Origin of the sequence: Actinocrinis sp. (genome assembly GCF_035946395.1) — a bacterium.
Lineage (GTDB): Bacteria > Actinomycetota > Actinomycetes > Streptomycetales > Catenulisporaceae > Actinocrinis.
The window spans coordinates 13,822-35,983 of the sequence record NZ_DASYZI010000271.1 but is presented as its reverse complement, the minus strand read 5'-3'; the positions used below and the strand labels follow the sequence as shown (position 1 = coordinate 35,983).

20 protein-coding genes and 1 pseudogene are annotated in these 22,162 nt (G+C 69.3%); 18 read left to right on the top strand and 3 right to left on the bottom strand.

Features of this window, described 5'->3' with window-relative positions; genetic code table 11:
• On the bottom strand, positions 1-222 hold a 222-nt coding region (locus VGS97_RS16740), incomplete at its 3' end, for a hypothetical protein (RefSeq protein WP_326854476.1).
• Here VGS97_RS16740 and VGS97_RS16735 point away from each other — a divergent pair.
• The 3 genes from VGS97_RS16735 (at position 203) to VGS97_RS16725 (ending at position 5,144) form a co-directional block, all read left to right on the top strand.
• Positions 203-1,069: a hypothetical protein gene (locus tag VGS97_RS16735; RefSeq protein WP_326854475.1), complete on the top strand. Its 867-nt coding sequence runs from the start codon at positions 203-205 to the stop codon at positions 1,067-1,069. The genes VGS97_RS16740 and VGS97_RS16735 overlap by 20 nt on opposite strands.
• Positions 1,070-1,632: 563 nt before the next feature.
• Positions 1,633-4,506, top strand: a complete 2,874-nt coding sequence (gene leuS, locus VGS97_RS16730) for a leucine--tRNA ligase (protein WP_326854474.1) — start codon at positions 1,633-1,635, stop codon at positions 4,504-4,506.
• Positions 4,507-4,625: 119 nt separating this feature from the next.
• A complete protein-coding gene (locus VGS97_RS16725; protein WP_326854473.1) occupies positions 4,626-5,144 on the top strand; it encodes an A24 family peptidase in 519 nt (172 codons plus the stop codon).
• 27 nt (positions 5,145-5,171) lie between these two features.
• Here VGS97_RS16725 and VGS97_RS16720 read toward each other — a convergent pair whose 3' ends face one another.
• Both VGS97_RS16720 and VGS97_RS16715 read right to left on the bottom strand, forming a co-directional pair.
• On the bottom strand, positions 5,172-6,212 hold the full coding sequence (locus VGS97_RS16720) for a hypothetical protein (protein WP_326854472.1): 1,041 nt from the start codon (positions 6,210-6,212) through the stop codon (positions 5,172-5,174).
• Entirely contained in the window at positions 6,203-6,844 is a 642-nt protein-coding gene (locus VGS97_RS16715) for a hypothetical protein (protein ID WP_326854471.1), read from the bottom strand. Before VGS97_RS16715 ends, VGS97_RS16720 begins: the two co-directional genes overlap by 10 nt.
• A gap of 303 nt (positions 6,845-7,147) precedes the next feature.
• Between VGS97_RS16715 and VGS97_RS16710 the strand changes: the two genes are divergently transcribed.
• The 15 genes and pseudogenes from VGS97_RS16710 to VGS97_RS16640 all read left to right on the top strand — a co-directional run bounded on the left by VGS97_RS16710 (position 7,148) and on the right by VGS97_RS16640 (position 21,749).
• Positions 7,148-7,900, top strand: a complete 753-nt coding sequence (locus tag VGS97_RS16710) for a hypothetical protein (protein WP_326854470.1) — start codon at positions 7,148-7,150, stop codon at positions 7,898-7,900.
• 11 nt (positions 7,901-7,911) lie between these two features.
• On the top strand, positions 7,912-8,775 hold the full coding sequence (locus VGS97_RS16705) for a hypothetical protein (RefSeq protein ID WP_326854468.1): 864 nt from the start codon (positions 7,912-7,914) through the stop codon (positions 8,773-8,775).
• Entirely contained in the window at positions 8,775-10,073 is a 1,299-nt protein-coding gene (locus VGS97_RS16700) for a CpaF family protein (protein ID WP_326854467.1), read from the top strand. The genes VGS97_RS16705 and VGS97_RS16700 overlap by 1 nt, the downstream gene beginning before the upstream one ends.
• On the top strand, positions 10,048-11,019 hold the full coding sequence (locus VGS97_RS16695; RefSeq protein ID WP_414641736.1) for a type II secretion system F family protein: 972 nt from the start codon (positions 10,048-10,050) through the stop codon (positions 11,017-11,019). Before VGS97_RS16700 ends, VGS97_RS16695 begins: the two co-directional genes overlap by 26 nt.
• Positions 11,019-11,918: a type II secretion system F family protein gene (locus VGS97_RS16690; RefSeq protein ID WP_326854464.1), complete on the top strand. Its 900-nt coding sequence runs from the start codon at positions 11,019-11,021 to the stop codon at positions 11,916-11,918. The genes VGS97_RS16695 and VGS97_RS16690 overlap by 1 nt, the downstream gene beginning before the upstream one ends.
• A gap of 29 nt (positions 11,919-11,947) precedes the next feature.
• Positions 11,948-12,196 (top strand): hypothetical protein, encoded by a 249-nt coding sequence (locus VGS97_RS16685; RefSeq protein WP_326854462.1) that lies wholly within the window; start codon positions 11,948-11,950, stop codon positions 12,194-12,196.
• Between the two features lie 4 nt (positions 12,197-12,200).
• On the top strand, positions 12,201-12,644 hold the full coding sequence (locus VGS97_RS16680; protein ID WP_326854460.1) for a TadE/TadG family type IV pilus assembly protein: 444 nt from the start codon (positions 12,201-12,203) through the stop codon (positions 12,642-12,644).
• Positions 12,645-12,713: 69 nt separating this feature from the next.
• Positions 12,714-13,160, top strand: coding sequence for a TadE family protein (locus VGS97_RS16675; RefSeq protein WP_326854459.1), 447 nt, complete (start codon positions 12,714-12,716; stop codon positions 13,158-13,160).
• A gap of 26 nt (positions 13,161-13,186) precedes the next feature.
• Positions 13,187-13,639: a pilus assembly protein TadG-related protein gene (locus VGS97_RS16670; RefSeq protein ID WP_326854458.1), complete on the top strand. Its 453-nt coding sequence runs from the start codon at positions 13,187-13,189 to the stop codon at positions 13,637-13,639.
• Between the two features lie 22 nt (positions 13,640-13,661).
• On the top strand, positions 13,662-17,567 hold the full coding sequence (locus VGS97_RS16665; RefSeq protein WP_326854456.1) for a BTAD domain-containing putative transcriptional regulator: 3,906 nt from the start codon (positions 13,662-13,664) through the stop codon (positions 17,565-17,567).
• A 35-nt stretch (positions 17,568-17,602) separates the two neighbouring features.
• Entirely contained in the window at positions 17,603-18,598 is a 996-nt protein-coding gene (locus tag VGS97_RS16660) for a DegV family protein (RefSeq protein ID WP_326854454.1), read from the top strand.
• Between the two features lie 134 nt (positions 18,599-18,732).
• A complete protein-coding gene (locus VGS97_RS16655; protein ID WP_326854453.1) occupies positions 18,733-18,957 on the top strand; it encodes a hypothetical protein in 225 nt (74 codons plus the stop codon).
• A 258-nt stretch (positions 18,958-19,215) separates the two neighbouring features.
• Positions 19,216-20,219: pseudogene (locus VGS97_RS16650) on the top strand (ATP-binding cassette domain-containing protein).
• A 405-nt stretch (positions 20,220-20,624) separates the two neighbouring features.
• The gene (locus VGS97_RS16645; RefSeq protein ID WP_326854451.1) at positions 20,625-20,804 is read left to right on the top strand and encodes a hypothetical protein; all 180 of its coding nucleotides are present in this window, start codon (positions 20,625-20,627) and stop codon (positions 20,802-20,804) included.
• 129 nt (positions 20,805-20,933) lie between these two features.
• Positions 20,934-21,749, top strand: a complete 816-nt coding sequence (locus tag VGS97_RS16640; protein WP_326854449.1) for a ComEA family DNA-binding protein — start codon at positions 20,934-20,936, stop codon at positions 21,747-21,749.
• Positions 21,750-22,162 lie beyond the last annotated feature (413 nt).

Below are 22,162 nucleotides of genomic sequence, written 5' to 3'. Positions count from 1 at the left end.
TTTGAACGCGCGAATCGCCATGTCGGTGGCGTTGTGGTACATACCGGCGGCGTCGGGCTGTGGCTTCCAGCCGGTCTGGTACAGGTTCAGCGTGCGACTGGTGTCGGCGTACTTGCCGTCCGGCGTGACGGTCAGGTAGTTCAGCTGGACCAGACGGCGCTGGATGTCCGCGACCCGAGGGTCGGCCGACGTCGTCCAGTAGATGGTCGAGAAGCTGGCCACCACGCTCGGGCTCGGGCTTGCGATGGCGCTCGCCGATGTGCTTGCCGAGGCGGACGCGCTGTGGCTCGGGCTGGCGGAGAGGCTCGGCGACGGGGACGGGCTCGGCGTCGGCAGCGGCTTCGCCGACGGCGAGGGGTGCGGCGTCGGGCTGGGCGAGGCGGGTCTGGTCGGCAGTGCGGTCGGTGCCAGCGGGTCCATGGAGTTGCCCGCGTTTATCAGCACCAGCGCCGCACCGGCGCAGGCGGCCAGCAGCGCGGAGATCCAGACCGCGGTGGGCAGCTTCGACTTCTTGCCGCTGCCGCCGCTGTGCCGGGGAGACGGCGCGGGCGGAAGCGGCGGTTCGTCGGCACCGGCCGACGCGGCGTGCACGTCGACTCGCCCTTTGCTCCGGGCGGCCGGGACGGTCGTGGCCGGGTTCCGCAACGCGGGGACGGTCACCGACGACGGCATGACTACCGGCGGTCCGCTCGGCGAGAGCTGCACGGTTGGCACGTTAAAACCAGCCGGCAGATTGCGCCCCGTGGGCGTGGGAAGACCGGTGGGACCTGTCGGCACGGGCACCGCAGCCGCCGGAATCCCGGCTATCGAGGTCGACGCGGCCGGGGGCGGCGGCAACGGCGTCATCGGGGCCGGCACGCCGTCGAAGACCAGCGGACCGCTCGGCGCTGCCGGTATTCCCGGAATTCCCGGAATTCCCGAAGCGGACACTCCCGGGGCGAGCAGGGCTCGAATGGCGTCGACGTCGATCGGTGCGGTCGCGTCAACCGGATTGGTGGGCACCAGTGCCACGGACGGCGCGGACGGCTCGACCTGCGGGTCGGCATCGCGCCGGAATGCGAAGGCCTGACCGGACGGCTGTTCGCCGCTCGGCTTCACCGAGGCCCTTGCTTCGGGTAACTGGGGAGCGTCCACTGATCCTCAACCTGGCGGTGGTGTTGGGGACACACCTGGTAGTCGCCCGGACGTTATCGCATTCAGGATATCTTCCGTAAGCCGATTGGGTGGGCGAACGCGGCGTGACGGGGTGTGAGTCCCGCTCTTCGAACTCGGCCGGGACCGCGGCGCGCGGTCGGCCGGCGCGCGGCGGTGGACGAGCCTACAGTCGCACGCAAAGCCCCGGCCGAGTTCCGCAGAGCCTGTCGATACAAGTTCGAAGAGCCGTGAACGCCGTCTAGGACGCTCGTGCGCGGTGGTAACCTGAACGCCATGTACGCAGTACGCCTGCTCCTTACCGGGCCGCGCTGAGAGCGAAGAGACCCGATCCCGGGCTCCTCAGCGTGGCGACCCCTCCTGTGCGAGGGGTTTTCGCTTTTTTCGGGCGGTCTCGCGCCCGAAGCATTGGCGCAGCCAGGCGCGTCTCGCGCCTGCCGATCCGGTAGTCAGGACAGACACTCCCGAGGGGATCCCCCAATGAGCGAGAGCACCAAGCCCGGCTCCTTCGACGAGCCCGCGTTCCGCTACACGGCGGTCATGGCGGGCGCGATCGAGGCGCGGTGGCAGGCGTACTGGGCCGAGCACGGCACCTTCGAGGCGCCCAATCCCAGCGGCGAACTGGCCGGCGACGGGCCGGTGCCGCGGGAAAAGCGCTACATCATGGACATGTTCCCGTATCCGTCGGGCACCGGGCTGCACGTAGGGCACCCGCTGGGCTTCATCGCCACCGACGTGTACGCCCGCTACCAGCGGATGCTGGGCCGCAACGTGCTGCACACGATGGGTTTCGACGCCTTCGGCCTGCCCGCAGAGCAGTACGCCGTGCAGACGGGTACGCACCCGCGGATCACCACCGAGAAGAACATCGAGCGCTACCGGGCGCAGATCAACCGGATCGGGCTGGCCCACGACAAGCGGCGCGGCGTGGCCACCACCGACGTGTCCTTCTACCGCTGGACGCAGTGGATCTTCCTACAGATCTTCAACTCCTGGTACGACCAGGACGCCCGCCGCGCCCGGCCGGTCGCCGAGCTGGTCGCGCAGTTCGAGGCCGGCACCAGGGCCACCCCAGACGGCCGGCCCTGGTCCGCGCTGACCGCGGGCGAGCGGGCCGACGTGATCGACGGCCACCGGCTGGCGTACATCTCCGAGGCCCCGGTCAACTGGTGTCCCGGGCTGGGCACCGTGCTGGCCAACGAGGAGGTCACCGCCGACGGCCGCTCGGAGCGCGGCAACTTCCCGGTGTTCAAGCGCAAGCTGCGCCAGTGGATGATGCGCATCACCGCGTACGGCGACCGGCTGCTGGACGACCTGGACCGGCTGGACTGGCCCGAGCCGATCAAGCTGATGCAGCGCAACTGGATCGGCCGCTCAGAAGGCGCGCGGGTGCGTTTCCCGATCGATGGCTCACACATCGAGGTCTTCACTACGCGCCCTGACACGCTGTTCGGCGCGACGTACATGGTGCTGGCCCCCGAGCACCCGCTGGTCGAGCAGATCGTCACGGCTCAATGGCCTGAGGGCGCCAAGGACGCGTGGACCGGCGGCGCAGCGACCCCGGCCGAGGCAGTCGCCGCGTACAAGGCACAGGCCGCGGCGAAGACCGAGGTCGAGCGGCAGACCGAGGGGCGGCAGAAGACCGGCGTCTTCACCGGCGCGCACGCGACCAACCCGGTCAACGGCGAGCCGGTCCCGGTCTTCGTGGCCGACTACGTGCTGTGGGGCTACGGCACCGGCGCCATCATGGCCGTTCCCGCGCACGACCAGCGCGACTTCGAGTTCGCCCGTGCCTTCGACCTGCCGATGCGGATCGTGGTCTCGCCGGGCGAGGGCGCGTCGCCGGACGTGGACGAGTGGACCGAGGCCTTCGACTCCTACGACGCGCAGTCGGTCAACTCGGCCAACTCCGAGGTCTCGCTGGACGGCCTGGTGGTTCCCGAGGCGAAGAAGCGGATCATCGCCTGGCTGGAGGAGAGGGGCCACGGCACCGGCACTGTCACGTACCGGCTGCGCGACTGGCTGTTCTCCCGGCAGCGCTACTGGGGCGAGCCGTTCCCGGTCGTGTACGACGTCGAAGACCCGTCGCACGCGATCGCGCTGCCCGAGTCGATGCTGCCGGTGGAACTGCCCGAGATCGACGACTACTCGCCGCGTACCTTCGCCCCCGACGACGCGAATACGGAGCCGAACCCGCCGCTGGCCCGTGCGGCCGAGTGGGTCGAGGTCGAGCTGGACCTGGGTGACGGCCGCGGCGTGCGCCGCTACCACCGGGAGACCAACACGATGCCGCAGTGGGCCGGTTCGTGCTGGTACTACCTGCGCTATCTGGACCCGGCCAACGAAGAGCGCTTCGTCGACGCCGAGGTGGAGAAGTACTGGATCGGGCCGCGTGACGCCGCAGACGTCGGTGGCGCGGACCTGTACGTCGGCGGCGCCGAGCACGCGGTGTTGCACCTACTGTACTCGCGCTTCTGGCACAAGGTGCTGTTCGACCTGGGCCACGTCAGCTCGGCCGAGCCGTTCCGCAAGCTGTTCAACCAGGGCTACATCCAGGCGTACGCGTACACCGACGAGCGCGGCGTATACGTGCCTGCGGAAGAGGTCGAAGAGGTCGACGGCGTCTACTACTTCGACGGCACGAAGGTCAATCGCGAGTACGGGAAGATGGGCAAGTCGCTGAAGAACTCGGTGACGCCCGACGAGTTCTGCGACACCTACGGCGCGGACACGCTGCGCGTCTACGAGATGTCTATGGGACCGCTGGAGGTTTCCCGGCCGTGGGAGACCAAGGCGGTGGCCGGCTCGTTCCGCTTCCTGCAACGGGTTTGGCGCAACATCGTGGACGAGGAGACCGGGCAGGTCCGGGTCGCCGACGCCGAGCCCGACCTGGCGACGCTGCGCGCCCTGCACGCCGCGACCGCCGGGGTCCGCGAGGACTTGGACGACCTGCGCTTCAACACCGCCATCGCAAAACTGATCGTGCTGAACAACCACCTGACCAAGCTGCCCGAGGTGCCCAGGCCCGTCGCCGAGGCGCTGGTGGTGATGGTCGCGCCGATCGCGCCGCACCTGGCCGAGGAGCTGTGGAGCAAGCTGGGGCATCAGGACACCGTCGCGTACGTGCCGTTCCCGGTGGCCGATCCGCAGTACCTGGTCACCGACGAGGTCACGTGCGTCGTGCAGGTGGCCGGCAAGCTGCGGGACAAGCTGCAAGTGCCGCCGGACATCAGCGAGGACGCGCTGCGCGAACTGGCTCTGGCGACCGAGGGCGTACAGCGGGCGCTGGACGGCCGTGCGGTACGCACCGTGATCGTGCGCGCACCGAAACTGGTGAACGTCGTCCCCGCATAATCCTCGGCTCGGCCTTCGGTAACCCCTCGTTCACCTGCGATGAAACCTTCAGGCGGCGCGTGGAACTCCTCGCGCCGCCGAGGGTCACGGGAGCGTTCCGCGGTACTAGAGTCTCCGGGATGACGGACGGGAACCTCGGACTCACCGGCGCCGCCGCTGCGATCAACGTCCTGGTGTACGCGTTCTTCGCCGTCGGCAGCGTCGCGCTCGCGGTGATCGACGCGCGTGACAAGATCCTGCCGAACCGGATCGTGTTCCCGCTCTACGGCATCGGCCTGGCCGGGTTCGGCATGATCACGGCGGTGCTGCACGACGCGCACGGTGTACGCCACCTCGTCGCGGCGCTCGCCTCCGCGGCGGTGCTGTTCGGGCTCTTCTATCTGCTCGCGATGTTCGGCCCGATGGGGTACGGCGACGTTAAGCTGGCCGGCGTCATCGGGCTTTACCTCGGCTGGCTCAGCCTTCCGACGGTGTACGCGGGCGTGCTGCTCGGCACGTTCAGCGCCGCGCTGGTCTCGATGATCGTGGTGGCGACGCGCAGCGCGCGGCACCTGACGTGGCGGCACCTCGAAGTGGCGTACGGGCCGTACCTGCTGTTCGGCGCCTGGGTGGCGATCCTGCTCAACCTGCTGGGCTGATGCCGGGGCACCGCTGGTGTCGAGGCGCTACTGTCCGACGACCGTCTGGATCTCCTGCACGCGGACCGGGTTGTACTGCGACCTGACCGGGCCGATCTGCCGCGTCCAGCCGGGCTCACCGGTGATCGGATCGCCGCCCCACGTCACGTTCCACATGCTGCTCTCGTAGACCGTGTAACTCGCGGACGTGGACTTGAGGAAGGTGAACCTACAGCCGGACCTCAGACTTCCGTCGCCGTTGAAGTAGCAGGTCACCGAGGACGGCGAGGTCGGGCCGCTGGAGCTGAAGGTGACCGACCTGGGCGTCGCGTAGACGGTGCTGCTCTGGCCGGTGGCGGGAAGCGTCGCGGTGGCGGCGTACGAGTGGAAGCCGTTCGCGCCGGCGCCGTTGGTGATCAGCGTCGCCAGGTTCACGGTCTGCATCGCGTTGAGCCGGGGGCTGAAGTTCGGCCAGCCGGGCGCGACGAGCGTATTGGCCGCGGCGTACTCGGCGAGCAGGTTCGGGTCCATGACCGGCGCTCCCGCCGACGCTCCGTCGGCAAGCCAGAACCACTCCTCGTACTGGTTCGCGACACCCATGGCCGACTGGACCGCCACGTAGTCGCCGTAGCCGGCGTCAGGCGTGCACGCGATCGCGTACCACTTGCCGCCGCCGAGGCCCTCGTTGTATGGCGGATTCGTCAGCCCCACGCCCGCGTCCACACCGTGGCCGTAGTAGTAGAGCTGCTCGAACGCGTTCTTGATGTCGGGTTGCAGCGCGTTGTCGTAGAAGGCATAGACCTGCGCCATGTACGCAGCGAAGCCGTCCGGCGTGTACGCCGCACCGACGCCGTAACCCGTGTTCAGCTCAAGCCAGCACTTCGGCGGACTCCAGCCGGAGGGGTAGTACGGCGAACCGCCGCCCGAGTACACGCTGCCGGTCAGTTCGATGTGCGTGGCGATCCAGAAACCGCCGCCTCCGCCGATGTCCGCGCGCGCGCCCGGCCCGGCCGCGCCGGTCAGGCCGATCCCGGCCAGCAGCGCCGCGGAAGCCGCCCACCTGGTCAGCTGTGCTCTCGTCACATGCACGACTGCCTCCCCACCAGAGACGAAACGTACACGATGGCCCACGCTCCGTGGGCGTCCTTCTCGAACGCCGTGTCCCACCACGAGTAGGCCGCCGTGCCGGTCGCGACCGCACCGGTCTTCCGCCCGGTCTTGAAGCTGACCGGCTGCACCTTCGACGTGTCCTGGCAGAAGAACACGTCCGCCACCTTCCCGGTGAACCTCACGCTGAACCCGTAGAAGCGCACCGTGCCGGTCGGCCGCTCGCCGGCCCGCGTGAACGTGTCGATCATCGAGTAGAGGTTCCCGCGGGCGAACGACGTCGTAAGGCTTTGATAAAGACTGTCCTTCGGCGCGTTGCGGGAGACCGCCTGCTCGTAGGCCATGAGCATGTCGTGCGTCCGCGTCAGCAGGCCGTCCTTCGCCGGGTCTCCGGTCGGGTCGGCCTGGATGTCGACGACGTAGTCGGCCGGGATCTGCGCCGCGCCCGACGCGGTGGCTGTGCCCGCGCCGCCGGACGACCCGAGCGCTCCGCCTGCCGCGGGCAACGCCGCAGGCGGCTGCGAGCCCGTGGTCCCACAGCCCGCGAGCGAGGCGGTGAGGGACAAGACGGCGCCGGCGGCCAAGATGCTGAGCGTGGTGCTGCGACGGTGCATGCGTTCCCGTCCTTGGACCGGCGTCGCTGGGGCGGCGGCCCGTGGCACGATGTTGACAACTCGGCTACGGATAGTACCGGCCGGGGTAATCTGCGGGTAGTCGCAGAAGGCGGATTTAACCGAATCTTTTTTGACCGGGCCGCAGAAGTCCGGCAGCGGCACCGGGATCAGGAGAAACGTTGTCGGAACGCCACCCGAGAGGTCTGTTCTTCACCGTCACCACACGGGTACTATCAGCATCCGATCCGGGCCGGCAGATACCACACGACCCTTACGATCCGAGTGGCCGGGGGGCCTGAAATCGTGACGAGCACCAACGACAACGGCGCACCGCCGAGTTCAGGGGGGTGGAAGCCCTCCGGGCCGACCGTGACCGCACGCCCCGCGCCGGCCATGCCACCGCCTCCGGCGAACGTGCGGGCTCCCTCCACGCCGCGCGACCGCAAGCCGGCGCTGGCCGCGCTCGGACTGCTGCTGGTGCTCGTCGGGGCGCTCGCCTCGGTGTACATCCAGCAGCAGGCGAAGAACCGGGTCGGCGTGGTCGAGATCGTCAAGCTGGTGCCGCAGGGCAAGTCGATCACCGCGGATGACGTCAGCGAGCTGATGGTCGCGGCGGACCCGACCATCAGCTACGTGACATGGGACCAGGCCCAGGCCGGGGCGCTGCGCGGCTACACCGCGCGCACCGACCTGGTGGCCGGCACGCTGCTGGTCGGCCAGATGCTCACCACCGAACTGCCGTTGGCCCCCGGCCAGGAGGTGGTCGGCCTCTCGCTCAAGGACGGCCAGTACCCGGTCGGGATCCAGGTCGGCGACACCGTCAGCGCCTACTACGTCTCGAACAAGAACGACGATAAGACCGGCCAGCAGTACCTGATGGACGGTTTCAGCACGCAGCCGATCGTGGCGAACGTGCGGGTGTACGACGTCGGGCAGGCCGGCACGAGCGGCGACATCGACATCTCGCTGGTGCTCGACCAGCAGTACGCGAACGACATAACGCAGGCCGCCTCGGGCACCAACCTGGTGCTCGTCTTCGACAAGCACACGCAGTAGCCGGGCAGATCATGGCGCTGATCGTCGTCGCGGCGGACAAGGGCTCGCCCGGGGTCACCACCTCAACGGTGGCCCTCGCCGCCTCCTGGCCGCGCCGCGCGCTGGCCGCCGAGTGCGATCCGCAGGGCGGCGACCTGATCTACCGCATGGTCGCGGACCACGGCGGGCCGCTCGACCCGAACCGGGGGATGCTCTCGATCGCCATCGCGGCGCGCCGCGGCTTCGAGGCGCACAGCCTGCCGGAGCACGTCCAGAAGATCATCGGCGGACTGGAGGTCGTGGTGGGCCTGGCCTCCGCCGAGCAGGCCGGCGCCGTCTCGGGGCACTGGCCGCAGCTGGGCCGCTGCTTCGACCACTACGGGGCGATCCCGTACGGCGCGGACGTCATCGCGGACTGCGGCCGGGTCGGCCCCGACTCGCCGACGCTGGAGCTGATGCCGTACGCCTCGCTCGTGCTGCTGATCGCCCGCACCGACGCCGAGCAGGTGGCCCACGTGCGCGACCGGGTCAACGGCCTGGCGAACCGGCTGCACGGCACTCAGGGCTCGACCGCCTCCGTGGCCCGCCCGCCGATCGGCGTCGTGCTCATCGCGCCGCCGAAGGACGCGCGGCGGGTGGCGAGCCAGGTCGGCGAACTGCTGTCGGTGACCGCGGGCGGCGGCGAGGTGCTCGGCGTCATCGCGCACGACCCGGACGGCGCCGCCGCGCTCAACGGCTGGGGCCGGGGCCGGGTGGACAAGTCGCTGCTGATCCGCTCGGCCCGCGACGTGGCGCAGTCGGTCGCCCGCCGCTACGGCCTGAGCCGGGTGGGTCAGCCCGCGCCGCCGCCGCGGCCGAGCCAGCCGGTGCAGCCGGGACAGGCGGTGGGGGCCTGATGGACCACGGTCTCGTCAAGCGGCTGCGCCAGGAGGTCGGCGACCGGATCGCCGAGCAGCGGCGGCTCGACCAGATATCCGGCCTGCCGCCGATGACCGGCGAGGACGAGCGGCAGTACGCCCGCGCGGTGATCGGCCAGGTGCTCGAAGAGCACGCGCACATGGAGGCCAACTCCGGGCGCACCCCGCCGAACGCCGAGGAGGAGGAGGCGCTGGCCTCCGGCATCCACGCCGCGCTGTTCGGCGTCGGCCGGCTCCAGCCGCTGCTCGACGACCCGGAGATCGAGAACATCGACGTCAACGGCTGTGACCGGGTCTTCCTGTCCTTCGCGGACGGCCAGGAGATCCTGGGCGAGCCGGTGGCCGAGACCGACGAGGAACTGATCGAGCTGATCCAGATCCTCGGCGCGTACTCGGGACTGTCCTCGCGTCCGTTCGACTCGGCGAACCCGCAGCTGGACCTGCGGCTGCCGGACGGCTCGCGGCTCTCCGCGGTGATGGACGTCACCCGCCGGCCGGCGATCTCGATCCGCCGCGCCAGGCTCGGCAAGGTGTTCCTCTCCGACCTGGTCGGCAACGGCACGATCGTGCCCGAGCTCGGCTCGTTCCTGTCCGCCGCGGTGGCCGCGCGCAAGAACCTGATGATCGCGGGCTCCACCAACGCCGGCAAGACCACGCTGCTGCGCGCGATGGCCAACGAGATCCCGTCGCACGAGCGCCTGATCACCGTGGAGCGGGCGCTCGAACTGGGGCTCGAACAGTTCCCCGAACTGCATCCGAACGTGGTGGCCTTCGAGGAGCGGCTGCCCAACTCCGAGGGCCTCGGCGCGATCGGCATGGCCGAGCTGGTGCGTCGCTCGCTGCGGATGAACCCCTCGCGCGTCATCGTCGGCGAGGTGCTCGGCGACGAGATCGTCACGATGCTCAACGCGATGTCGCAGGGCAACGACGGTTCGCTGTCGACCATCCACGCCAACTCGTCCATCGAGGTCTTCAACCGCATCTCGACCTACGCGCTCCAGGCGAACGAGCGGCTGCCGATCGAGGCCTCGCACATGCTCATCGCGGGCGCGATCGACTTCGTGGTGTTCATCGAGAAGCGCAACGACTACGTGCGCGGCGGCACGCTGCGCCGGTTCGTCTCCTCGGTGCGCGAGGTCAACGGCGTGGACGGCAGGGTGCTGTCCTCCGAGGTGTTCGCGCCGGGGCTGGACGATCGCGCGGTGCCGCACTCGCCGATCGCGTGTCTCGACGAACTGGTAGCGCACGGCTATGTGCCCAGCGGATTGTGGCGGTGATGACACGGTGAATCCCTCCGAGCTGTTCACGCAGGGCACCGCCCTGGCCATCGGCGCCGGCGTCGTCATTGGTCTGGGCCTCGGGCTGGCCGTGGCCGGACTCGTCGGCTGGCCGACGAAGCCGAAGGACCCGCAGAGCGTGTCCCGCGCGCAGGCGCTGCGCAAGAACGGCCAGCGCCTCGTCATCGCGCTCGGCGCCGGGCTGCTGGTCGGCCTGGCCAGCCAGTGGCCGGTGCTCGGCATCGGCGCGGTGGTACTGGTGTTCTTCTGGAACAAGCTGTTCGGCGGTGCCGCTGCGGAGAAGCTGGCGATGCGCAGGATCGAGGCGCTGGCCATGTGGACCGAGTCGCTGCGCGACACGATCGCCGGCGCGGTCGGCCTTGAGCAGGCGATCCCGGCGTCGGCCCGCGGCGCGGACCCGGTGCTGCGCGAGCACCTGGCCGGGCTGCTCGACCGGCTGCGCGGACGCATGCCGCTCGGCGAAGCGCTGCAACTGCTCGCGGACGACCTGGACGACCCGTCCGCCGACCTGGTCATCGCGGCGATGATCCTGAACTCGAAGCTGCGCGGGCCGGGCCTGCGCGAGGTGCTCACCGCACTCGGCAAGTCGGCCCGCGAAGAGGTGGACATGCGCCAGCGGGTCATCGCCCAGCGTGCCGGCACCCGCCGCTCGGTGCAGATCATCATCGCTTCGGTGCTCGTCTTCGTGCTCGGCATGGCGCTGTTCAACCGCGGCTTCGTGGCGCCGTACGGCAGCGCCCTCGGCGAGGCGGTGCTGACCGGCGTGCTGGCCCTGTTCGGCGTCGGCTTCTGGTGGCTGCGTCGGCTGGCCAAGGTCGACTCGCCCGGCCGGTTCCTGCTCAAGTCGCAGACTGCCGACCCGTCCCAGCCGCAGGGGCAGCTGCTCGCGGTCGATCCGACGATGATGTCACCGGGGGCGCGCTGATGCTTATCCAGGTACTGATCGGCGCGTTCACCGGGTTCGGGCTCTACATCGTCGTGCGGGCCCTGGTCCCGGCGCGGCCGGGCGCGGCCGCGAAGGTGGCCCGGATCGACGCGCTGCGGGCGCGCGGCCAGTACGGCGTCCCGGCCGCGCAGCCGCACTCGCTGCGGGAACGGCTCGGCTGGAGCATCGCCGACTTCTACGCGCGCCGGGGCTGGGAGCAGCACTCCGTGCGCGCCGACCTGAGGCTGCTGGAGCGTCACTGGCAGCAGTTCCTGGTGACGAAGGTGGGCCTGGCCGCGGTCGGTTTCCTGATCGGGCCGCTGCTGTTCGGCGTCACCTGGCTGTGGGGCTTCCACCTGACCCCGCTGGTGCCGGTCTGGCTGGCGCTCGGCTTCGCGGGGCTCTTCTTCATCCTGCCGGACCTGGAAGTGCGCCGGGACGCCACGGCCAAGCGCGAGGACTTCCGCCGCGTCGTCGCCGCGTACCTGGACCTGGTGTCGATGAACCTGGCCGGCGGCCGCGGCCTGCCGGAGGCGCTGATGTCGGCGGCCGAGGTCAGCGACGGCTGGGCGCTGCGCCGGCTGCGCGACTGCCTGACCGACGCGCGGCTGGCGGGCGTCCCGCAGTGGACCGCGCTCGGTGACCTCGGCACCGAACTCGGCGTCAAGGAACTGACTGATCTTGGGGCCGCGCTGAACCTGGTCGCCGACGACGGAGCCAAGGTGCGCGCCTCACTGTCCTCCCGCGCCGAGACCATGCGGCGGCGGGAGATCGCTGAGATGGAGGGCAAGGCCGGCGCGCGCTCCCAGTCGATGCTGGTGGCGCAGATGCTGCTGAGCGCCGGATTCTTGGTCTTCATCCTCTATCCGGCCACGGTCCGCATCTTCCAGCTGAGCTGACCGCGGCACCAACCAAGGAGGGAACTGCGATGGGCAGACTGTTCGGCGGCGACGCGGCGTTGCACTACGCGTGGGTGAACCTACGCGCCCGGATCGCTCGCGTCCGTTCCGGCGAATTGGAGCGAGGTGCGTCAGCGGTCGAGTGGGTGGTGATCTCGATGATCGTGGTGACCATCGTCGCGATCGTCGGCTTCGTCATCTCGCAGGCACTACAGAACCGGGCGGCGAACGTGAGCACCTGCATCGCCGGTGCGAACGGCAGCAAGAACGGCTGTTGACACAGTGAACGGGCACGGGGGCGCTCGACGCCGCCGGGACGCCGATCGCGAAAGCGGCGTCTCGGCGATCGAGTTCGTCATGCTCACCCCGATCCTGTTCTTCCTGATCTTCGCCACGGTCCAGTTCGCGCTCTACTTCTTCGCCAGGCACGTGGCGATCGCCGCGGCGCAGGAGGGCGCCCGGGTCGCCCGTGCCGAGGCGGCGAACCCGGCCGAGAACTGGTCGGCCGACGCCAAGAGCAAGGCGAACGCGTGGATCAGTCAGCTGGCACCGAGCCTGCTGAGCGGCTCGCGCGTCGTCACCTCGACGAAGGGCACTCGCGGCGCGGACGGATGGACGGTGTCCGTCACGGTCACCGCGACCGTCCCGTCGCTGATCCCGGGCACGACCATGCGCGTGAGCGAGACCAGCAGCGGCCCGATCGAACAGTTCATCCCCGACAACTAGTACACCCGGCTCCGGCAGGCCATGACATTACACGTAAGCCCGGCGGACATCCGAGCAGGCAGGCGCGCAATGAGACGACCCCGGTGGGAGGGCGGCCGCGAGGCGGGAATGTCCGCCCTCGAAGTCGTGCTGCTCGCACCCCTTGTCATCGGTTTCGTCATGTTCCTGGTCACCTTCGGTGTGCTGGTCGACGCGCGCGGGACCGTGCAGGGCGCGGCCCGCGACGCGGCGAGGGCGGGCTCACTGCAACGTGACGACAGGACCGCCAACACCACCGCGCTCGCCACGGCGCTGGCGGATCTCGGGAACACCTGTAGCGGGGGGAGGCCGACCGTGGTCCAGGTGAATCCGATCACGAAGACGGCCCCGTACAACGCGTTCGCCCCCGGCCAGCTCTACACGATCAAGGTGACGTGCACCGTCTCGCTGGGCGGGCTGAACTGGTTCAGGATCGCCAACAAGACGATCGTCAGCTACTCTGCCGCGCCGCTCGACACCTTCCGCCGGACCAACTGATGCGTGCACCCGCCTATCTCAGGACCTTGCGCCAGCGCCTCCGGCGGCCGCGCGGCGAGCGTGGCTCGTTCACCTTCGCGGTCGTCTTCTGGGCCCTGATGGCCATGATGCTCGCGGGCCTCGTGGTCGACGGCGGCCTTTCGATCACCGAGCGCCAGCACGCCGGCGACATCGCCGAGCAGGCTGCCCGCGCGGGCGCGAACGACCTGGATCAGAACGCCCTGCGCGCGGGTAGGTACCAGCTGGCCCAGGACGCCTGTGCTCAGGCCACGGCGGTCGTCACCGCGTCAGGGCTCGCCGCCTCGGCGGTCACCAGCTGCAACCCCGACGGAATACTGAGGTTGGCCACCGGCCAGGTCGTCCCCACCATGACCATAAGGATCCGGATCAGGTACGCACCGATACTCATCGGAATGTTCTACTCCGGACAATTCATCGCCAACGCCGCCGCCACCGCCCATCCCCAGCCGGGGACCTGAGTCGGAGAGCGAGGGAAACGCCATGACTCCGCCCACGAGCGCGCCCACCCGGCCGAAGCAGGGGAAACAGGGTTCGCAGGGTTCGCAGGTCGAGGGCTGGCCCGCGCAGCCGCGGCGGATCGTACGCCGCCGCACCACGGGGGACGTGTTCAAGGGGCTCGGCGCCTTGCTGGTCCTGGCCGCCCTGCTCGGCGCGATCCCGTTCGCGCTGGTGCGCTACATCGGCTGGCCGCTGCCGCACCACCTGCCGTCCGCGCACTTCTTCAATCAGGCGATCACGCCGCAGGTGCTCCTCGACGGCTTGGCGGTCATCGTCTGGCTGGCGTGGGCACAGTTCGTCGCCTGCGTCGTGGTCGAGTTCCGGGCCGCGGTGCGCGGGATCGGGATGCCCACGCGCGTGCCCGCCGCGGGGCCCAGCCAGTTCCTCGCCCGGCAGTTGGTGGCGGCGCTGCTGATGATCACGGCGTCGGCGGCCTCGTTCGTGCCCAACCTCGCGCATCTGGGTCCTGGCTCGGACGCCTCACCGTCCGCCGCGGCGCCCGTGACGGCCACCGCGGGCCCGTTCCCGCGAGCACAGCACCCTGCGATCGCGCCGCATCCCGCGGCCGCCGTCGGCGATCACAATCTCCCGGCGCTGCGCGGCGAGTCAGGGCTAAGAGTCGCCGGCGACTCGACCGCGCTGCTGTCGGCCGACGGCACGAAGCTCTATCGGGTCAAGCCGCCGCTCGGCCGCCACCACGACACGCTGTGGGAGATCGCCCAGCGCCATCTCGGCGACGGCCGCAGGTACCGGGAGATCTACGAGCTCAACAAGGATCGGGTGCAGCCGGACGGCAGCAAGCTGATCAACGCCGCGCTGATCCGCCCCGGCTGGATCCTGATGATGCCGGCCGACGCGGTCGGCGGCGATCTGGTCGTGGAAACCGCGCCGACCGCGCCACCCGCGCCGGCGCCCACTTCGCCCCAGAACCTCAGCCCGGTCCAGCCCGGCGGCATCCAGCCCGGCCCAACGCAGCCCGGTCCAACGCAGGGCGGCGGCCCATCCCAGGGTGGCTCGACTCAGGGCGGCGGGTCATTCCAGGGCGGCCCATCCCAAGGCAGCACCGTCCAGACCGGACCGGCTCACGCCAGCACGATCCAATCCGGCCCAGTCCAGCCGAGCGGGGTGCAACAAACCGGGGCACGACTCGGCGCCGGCAGCACGACCGCTCCATCAGCCCTGACACCGGTGCCTTCCAGCGCGCCCCCCGCCATCACGCAGCCGCCGATCAAGCAGTCCCCAACCAACGAGCCCCCCGCCGAGCAGCAGAGTCAGCTCTCGACGGAAGCAGCAGTAGCACACAGCGTGCCGGAACTGGACACCAACACCACACCGGCCGCCGATACCCCGAGCACTGATTCAACGAACACCGATTCAACGAACGCCGTCACCCCGAACGCTGCTACCTCAAACGCCGCTACCCCGCGCGCCATTACCCCGAACACTGACAAACAGGGCACTGAGGTAGCTCTTTCGGCCGCTCTTCCGGTCACCGCTCCGGCCACCGTCCCAGCCACGGTCACCCAGTCCGCCGACGAACTGGCCAGAGTCGCCACCGCCGCAGTCGAAGCCGCGACCCCCGCGACGCCCACGACCTCCATAACGTCCGCGACCCCCGCGACCCCCGCGACCCCCGCGACCCCCGCGACGTCCGCGTTCCCCATAACCCCTACGGCCTCCACGACTCCCGCGACATCCGCGTCCGCCCAGCCCGCCCCCGACCAGACGTCGTATGAGCAACAGGTCTCCACCCAGCCCACCTCCGACGACACTTCCGACACTGCATCCGCCCAGACCTCGTCCGCCAGCCATTCCTCGCCCGACCAAACCACCACCCTCGCCGGTGCCGCACCTGCACCCGCACTCGTGCCTGCGCCCGCACCCGTGCCTGTGCATCAGGACACGACGACGTCCACCGCACGCGATGGCGCCCGCTCCTCCTCCCACCGCGGCTCCCACTCGCCCGAGGAGAGTCAGCCCCCGTCCACCGAAGACCGCGTGCTGTACGGCCTCGCCGCGTCGCCCCTGCTGGCCGCCGGACTGCTCAAGGCGATCGGCCGGCATCGGCGCCGCCAGCTGTGGAACCGGGTCTTCGGCCGCCGTCCGGTCACGCCGAACGGCGACGGCGCCGTGGCCGAGGAGTCGATCCGCGTCGGCGCGAGCGAAGTCGAGGTCTGGTTCCTCGACCTCGCCCTGCGCGGACTGTCCGCCGGGCTCTCGGAGCGCGGCCGGACGGTCCCCGCCGCGTACGCGGTCAGGTTGCGTGACGAAGGCATCGAACTGCTGCTGAACAAGCCGGTCGCGCCCGACGATCCGGCGGTGCAGCCCCCGGCTCCGTGGTTCACCGCCGGAGACGGCCGCTCCTGGAACTTCCCCCGGCCCGGCATCGTCGACGTGGACGCGCAGGCCGCGCACCGCCGCTTCGCGCCGTACCCCGGTCTGGTCACCATCGGCGCGCATGGAGCCGACCGGCTCATGATCGACCTCGAAGAGGCGCGCGGCCTCATCGGGCTCGACGGCCCGCCCGAGATCCGTCGCGCCGTGCTCGCCTCCCTGGCCGTCGAACTGGCCACCAACTCCTGGTCTGACCGTATGACGGTCACCCTGGTCGGCTTCCCCGGCGACCTGACCCCACTCGCCCCGGCCCGCGTGCGGCACGTGCGCACCCTCGACGAGATCCTGCCCAGCCTGGAGATCGAGGCCGTGGAGCGGGCAAAGGCGCTGGCCGCCGCCGGGCTCGACTCGGTGCTCGACGGCCGCTCGCGGGCCAACCAGGCCAGTTCCTTCCCGCCGCACTTCGTGCTCATCTCCGAGGAACCGCACGCTGCGATCCTGGCGCGGCTCGCCACGATCGCCACCACGCCCGCGCGCCTCGGCCTAGGCTTCGTCGTCGCCGGTGAGGACGTCGGCGCGACCTGGCAGCTGACCGTCGCCTCCGACCGCCGGATCACCGCCCCGGCGCTCGGCATCGAGGCCCAGGCACAGTTGCTGCCCGAAGAGCAGTACGCCGCGGTCCTCGGCCTTTTCCGCGCTGTCTGCGACATCGAGGGCACCGACGTCACCGCCAAACCGGCCCACCAGTCCGTCGGGTACAGCGGGCCGCTGCCCGACGAGCCGCCGTCGATCTACGCGACGTTGCTCGGCCCGCTTGAGGTCACCGGCGCCGAGATGGTCGAACCTGGACACGGCGCGCTGCTCAACGAAGCTCTGGTCTTCCTGCTCCACCACCGCGACGGCGTCCACCCGCGCGTGCTCGCGGCCGCGCTCTGGCCGCGCGGCACCACCGCCGACATCGCTGAGGAGACTTTCGCGCGTCTGAACACGTGGCTCGGCACGGATCCGCACGGAAAGCCGAACCTGCACACAGACGCCGAGGGACGGCTGCGCCTCGGTCCGTACGTATGGTCCGACTGGGACATGTTCATCTCCCTCCAGTCACGGGCGCTCTACGACGCGTCCATCCCGGACCAGGAACAACGCGACGAAATGCTCAGCGACGCGCTCGACCTGGTTCGCGGCCCGTACCTCGCGGACCGCGAACCGAATCGCTACGGCTGGCTGGCCTACGAGATCGCCGAGGCGCAGGTTCCCGCAGTCATCGCAGACGCCGCGTTCCGGCTCGCGGAGTCGCGTGTCGCCTCCGGTGAACCCGAGGCGGCGATCGAGGCGGTAAAGGCAGGAATGCGCGGCAGCCCCGACGACGAGGAACTGTGGCGTGGGTTGCTGCGTGCGACCGCAGCGACTGAGGACACCGAACGTCTGCGTGGGGCGATCGAAGGGCTTTACAAGCGCACGTGGTACGTACACGGTGTGCAGGGTCTGCATCCGCGCACTGAGGCGCTGGTGAACGAGCTTATGCCCGATTGGAGGGAAGCCTTCGCGGCTTAACGACTACGACCGCGTCATCGACTATGGTGCGACATATGGCCGGTCAGACAGTGGTGGTAACCGACTCGACTGCGTGTTTGGCCCCCGAACGCGCGGCCGCCGCCGGGATCACGATTGTCCCGCTCCAGGTGGTCGTCGGCACCGAGTCGTACACGGAAGGCACGACCGAGGCGCGTAACGCGCTGATGGACGCATTACGCAGGCGGTTGTCGGCCACCACGTCGCGACCGTCGCCCGAGCAGTTCGCGGCGCACTACCGCGCACTTGCCGAGTCCGGCGCGACCGGCATCGTCTCGGTCCACATCTCCGGCGAGCTGTCGTCGACACACGAATCGGCCGTGCTCGCCGCGTCCTCGGCGCCGATCCCGGTCGAAGTAGTCGATTCGCGATCAGTAGGCATGGGCTTGGGCTACGCGGCGCTCGCCGCAGCCGAAGTGGCGGCGCAAGGCGAATCCGCCGCAGCGTGCGCCGCAGCTGCCGCCAAACGAGCGACGATGACGTCCGCGTTCTTCTACGTGGACACCCTCGAATACCTGCGCCGCGGTGGCCGCATCGGCTCCGCCAAAGCGTTCCTGGGCTCCGCACTCGCCGTGAAGCCGCTACTCCATTTGGTAGACGGCCGCGTCGAACCGCTGGAGAAAGTGCGCACCGCAGCCCGCGCCATCGCGCGGCTCGAACAGGTAGCGCTGGAACGAGCGGGTCAAGACGCAGTCGACGTCGCAGTCCACCACCTCGGCTCGGTGCCCCGCGCCGAACTGCTCGCCGAACGGCTACGCGCCCAACTCTCCGGCTTCCAACTCCCCGGCCTCACCCCCGCTGCCACGCCTGACATCGCCCAGGCCGCCAAAGCTTCAGCCCCCAAGACTCCAGCCTTCGATGCCGACGTTCCCGTCGCCAGCGTCACCCTTCCCCTGGTCCCCGAGTACCTTCGCTCCGGCGGCGACATTACCGTCTCCGAAGTCGGCGCGGTCCTTGGTGCGCACGCCGGCCCCGGTCTGCTCGGCGTGATCGTCTCGCCCCGCCTGCCCTGACCCGGCGCAAAAGCCGCCAACTCGCTCACCCGAACGGCCTACTCGCCCGAACTCACCCACACAGCCGGACCCGGCTCGCCCGCGTCCCCGCCCCGTGCTCGACTGGTCAGCAGGCACTCGAGTGGAGGTACGCCGTGACGATCGCCGGCGGCTTGGGACTGATCATCCTTGGCGCGATCCTGCGCTACGCCCTGACCTGGCGTGCGACCTGGATCGACATCGACAAGCTCGGCGCGATCCTGATGATCGGCGGCGCCGTCGGCCTAGCAGCGGGCGTCGCGATGCAAGTCGTACGTCGACGCATTCAAGCCCGCAGCCGCGCCTACGAACAGCGCTACCACGAGCAGCCCCGCAAGTAACGGAGCCTCAAAAGCGGGCGCCTCACAAGCAGCGGAGCCTCAAAAACGGTGCCCCGCTTGAGCTCCGCTCACGATCACCCACTCCGCCTAGCCGAAGCTGCGCATAAATAGTTCGTACCTTGCGTTACGTCCGCATAGGCCGTGCGTTCCACTCGGCGCGTGCCACGTGCCATCAAACGCGATATGTCTTGACTTTTGGAAGTCGAGCTATATCGTGTCGGCGTCGGGATTAACTTCTGCAAGCTCGGGAGGGTAGCGATGCGCCCTGCGCAAGATCTGGCAGTGGACGCCAGAAAGCTCGTCAAGACGTACAAGGGCGGCGTGGAGGCGGTCCGCGGCGTCACTCTGGAGATCCCGGCCGGCTCGGTATTCGGGTTGCTCGGACCGAACGGCGCGGGCAAGTCCACCATCGTCAAACTATTGACCACACTCTCCGCCCCGACGTCGGGCACCGCGACCGTCGCGGGGTACGACATCGTGCGTGAGCCTGCCGCCGTGCGCCGTGCGATCGGCTGTGTCGCGCAGGAGTCCGGGGTTGACGTGCAGACGACGGGGCGGGAGAACCTCCTGCTCCAGGGCAGGATCTACGGCATGCGCGGCCGCGAGCTCAACCTACAGGCGACCGAGCTGCTCGACCGGTTCGCTCTCACCGACGCCGCCGACCGCCTGGTCAAGACTTACTCCGGCGGCATGAAACGCAAGCTTGATGTCGCGATGGGCCTGATCCACGAGCCGAGAGTGCTGTTCCTCGACGAGCCGACCACCGGCCTCGACCCTGAGGCGCGCGCCGAGATGTGGGAGGAGATCAGGGAACTGGCCTGGGACCGCGGACTGACCATCCTGCTCACCACCCATTACCTCGAAGAGGCCGACCAGCTTGCCCAACGCCTCGCGATCGTGGACAAGGGCCGGATCGTCATCGAGGGCAGCCCGGACGAGCTGAAGTCCGAACTGCAAGGCGACGCCATCACGCTCGAACTCGGCCCCGACGCCGATCCGACGCGGGGGCGGGAACTGCTCGGCCAACTGACCGTGGTCGAGGGTGATGCGCGGGACGGGCGCTTTCTTCGTGCCCGTGCGGCGGACGGCGCGGGACCGTGCCCGGTCTGCTTGGCGCGCTCGACGCCGCCGGAATCAGGGTCATGTCGGTGACCGTTGCCCGGCCGTCCCTCGATGACGTCTACCTACGCCACACGGGCCGCTCATTCTCCGCAGCCGAGCAGGAGGCCAGTCGGCCCACTAAGTCAGCGGTCACCGTCTGACGCACGACGCCGACGCGTAGATACCACCTGGCATACCGATTCCGGTTGTTCAGGTTGTACCGGACGTACTGGTTGTACTCGCCGTACATACATCAGCCGAGTGGCCGCACGCCGCTGAAGCCATCCCCATCACCCGCACGGCTCCTGTCGCGGAGGAACCATGCTCGCGCTCACTCATACGTGGTCCATGACGCGGCGTCACTTCAAGGCCTTCGTACGCCAACCGGTGTACGGCGCGTTCACTCTCATCCAGCCGATGATCTGACGCTTCATGTTCGGCCAGCTGTTCAAACGGGTGACCGACCTGTCGGGTTTCGGCTCCGGCGCCAATTACATCACCCACCTGGCGCCGGCCGCGTTCTGCGCGGCCTGGGCGCGGAACTGCGGCTGACCTGGCGCGCCGTCATGGTGGCCGTAACGGGCTACTACATCCACGTGCGCACCAAACAACAGGACAAGACTGTCGCCGACGAGCCACCCGCCCTCGCGGACCCGATGACGAAACTGTCAGCACTGATCGACCAGCAACTCAAGCCCGTCGTCCAGCGCATCGAGACCCTCGAAAGCAACATCAAACTTCGCTGACCCGCCACCGCGCCGGGAGAAGTCGAGAAAGTTATCCACAGATGTTCCGAAACCAGATGATTTGAATCCGATGGCTCCGTAACGTCGATAGCGAAGATCACAACCGTGACCCGCCTTCGAGGAGCCGCCATGTCAGAGAACGAGCGCACCCGATCCGGCTTCGCGCCCGACGAATCGGGCCAGTCCGTCCGGCGCACGTACGCCTCAGGACGCCGCCCGAGTCGGCTCAACCTGCTGATCGAGCAGATCAACGATCGATTACCAGTCACCCTACAGGGCCGATGGCGGCTGGACCGACGGACCGGCAGCGCGCTGGTAGCGGCTGTGGCCATCGCGGCGGTGGTCCTGGGCGGCTGGACCCTGTTCCGAGCGCGGTCGGCGCAGATAGGCCAGCCGCAACTGTTCACCGCAGGCCATCCCTACCGGGTAGCAGCCCCAGCCGCGTCGCAGGTCTCCGAAGCCGAAGCGCTGGCTCCAGCACCCGCATCCGTGCCAACCGGCATTGTCGTGGATGTCGAAGGCAAGGTGGCCAAACCCGGCGTCCTCCACCTGTCCGCCGGCTCACGCGTCATGGACGCATTGAGTGCCGCCGGAGGCGCGCTACCAGGTACGGATCTGCTTCCGCTCAACCAAGCGCGCGTTCTGAACGACGGTGAGCAGATACTAGTCGGCGCCTCCAGCGCACTCGGTAGCGGTGCCGTCCCTTCGACAGCCGCAGCCCATGCGGGCGGTAGAGGCAAGATCGCGCCGTCCGGCCCGGTGCATCTCAACACTGCGACCGCGGATCAGCTCGAACAGTTGCCTGGTGTCGGGCCTGCGCTTGCCCAACGCATCCTGGACTGGCGAACCCAGCACGGACGGTTCGACACCATCGGGGAACTCCAGCAGGTTCACGGACTCGGCCCGGCCAAGTTCGGCGCCCTCCGCCAGTGGGTCGAGCCATGACCAGTCCACTGACGATCACCCCGCGACGCCCCGCACACTGCTTCGCACCTCGGACCCCATCCTGCATCGGTGTCCGACACAGTGCCGCTCACGTCCATGCGCCCTGCACTTCGCGGCGCCCTGCGCACTGCAACCGCTTCATGCCCCGAACCCCACCGTGTATCGGTGTCTGGCGCGATGCCGCGCGCGTCTATGCGTCCGGCACTCCGCAACGTCCCGCACACCGCTACCGCTTCACGCCCCGAACTCAACTCTGTATCGGTGTCCGGCACTGTGCCGCCCGTGTCAATGCACCTTGCGCTCTGCGGCGCCCTGCGCACCTCTACCGTTACCGTTTCATGCCCTGCGATCCGCACAGCCTCCCGCGTCTCTTCACATTCCGCATCCCGCACAGCGTCGCGTGCCTTTCCGCC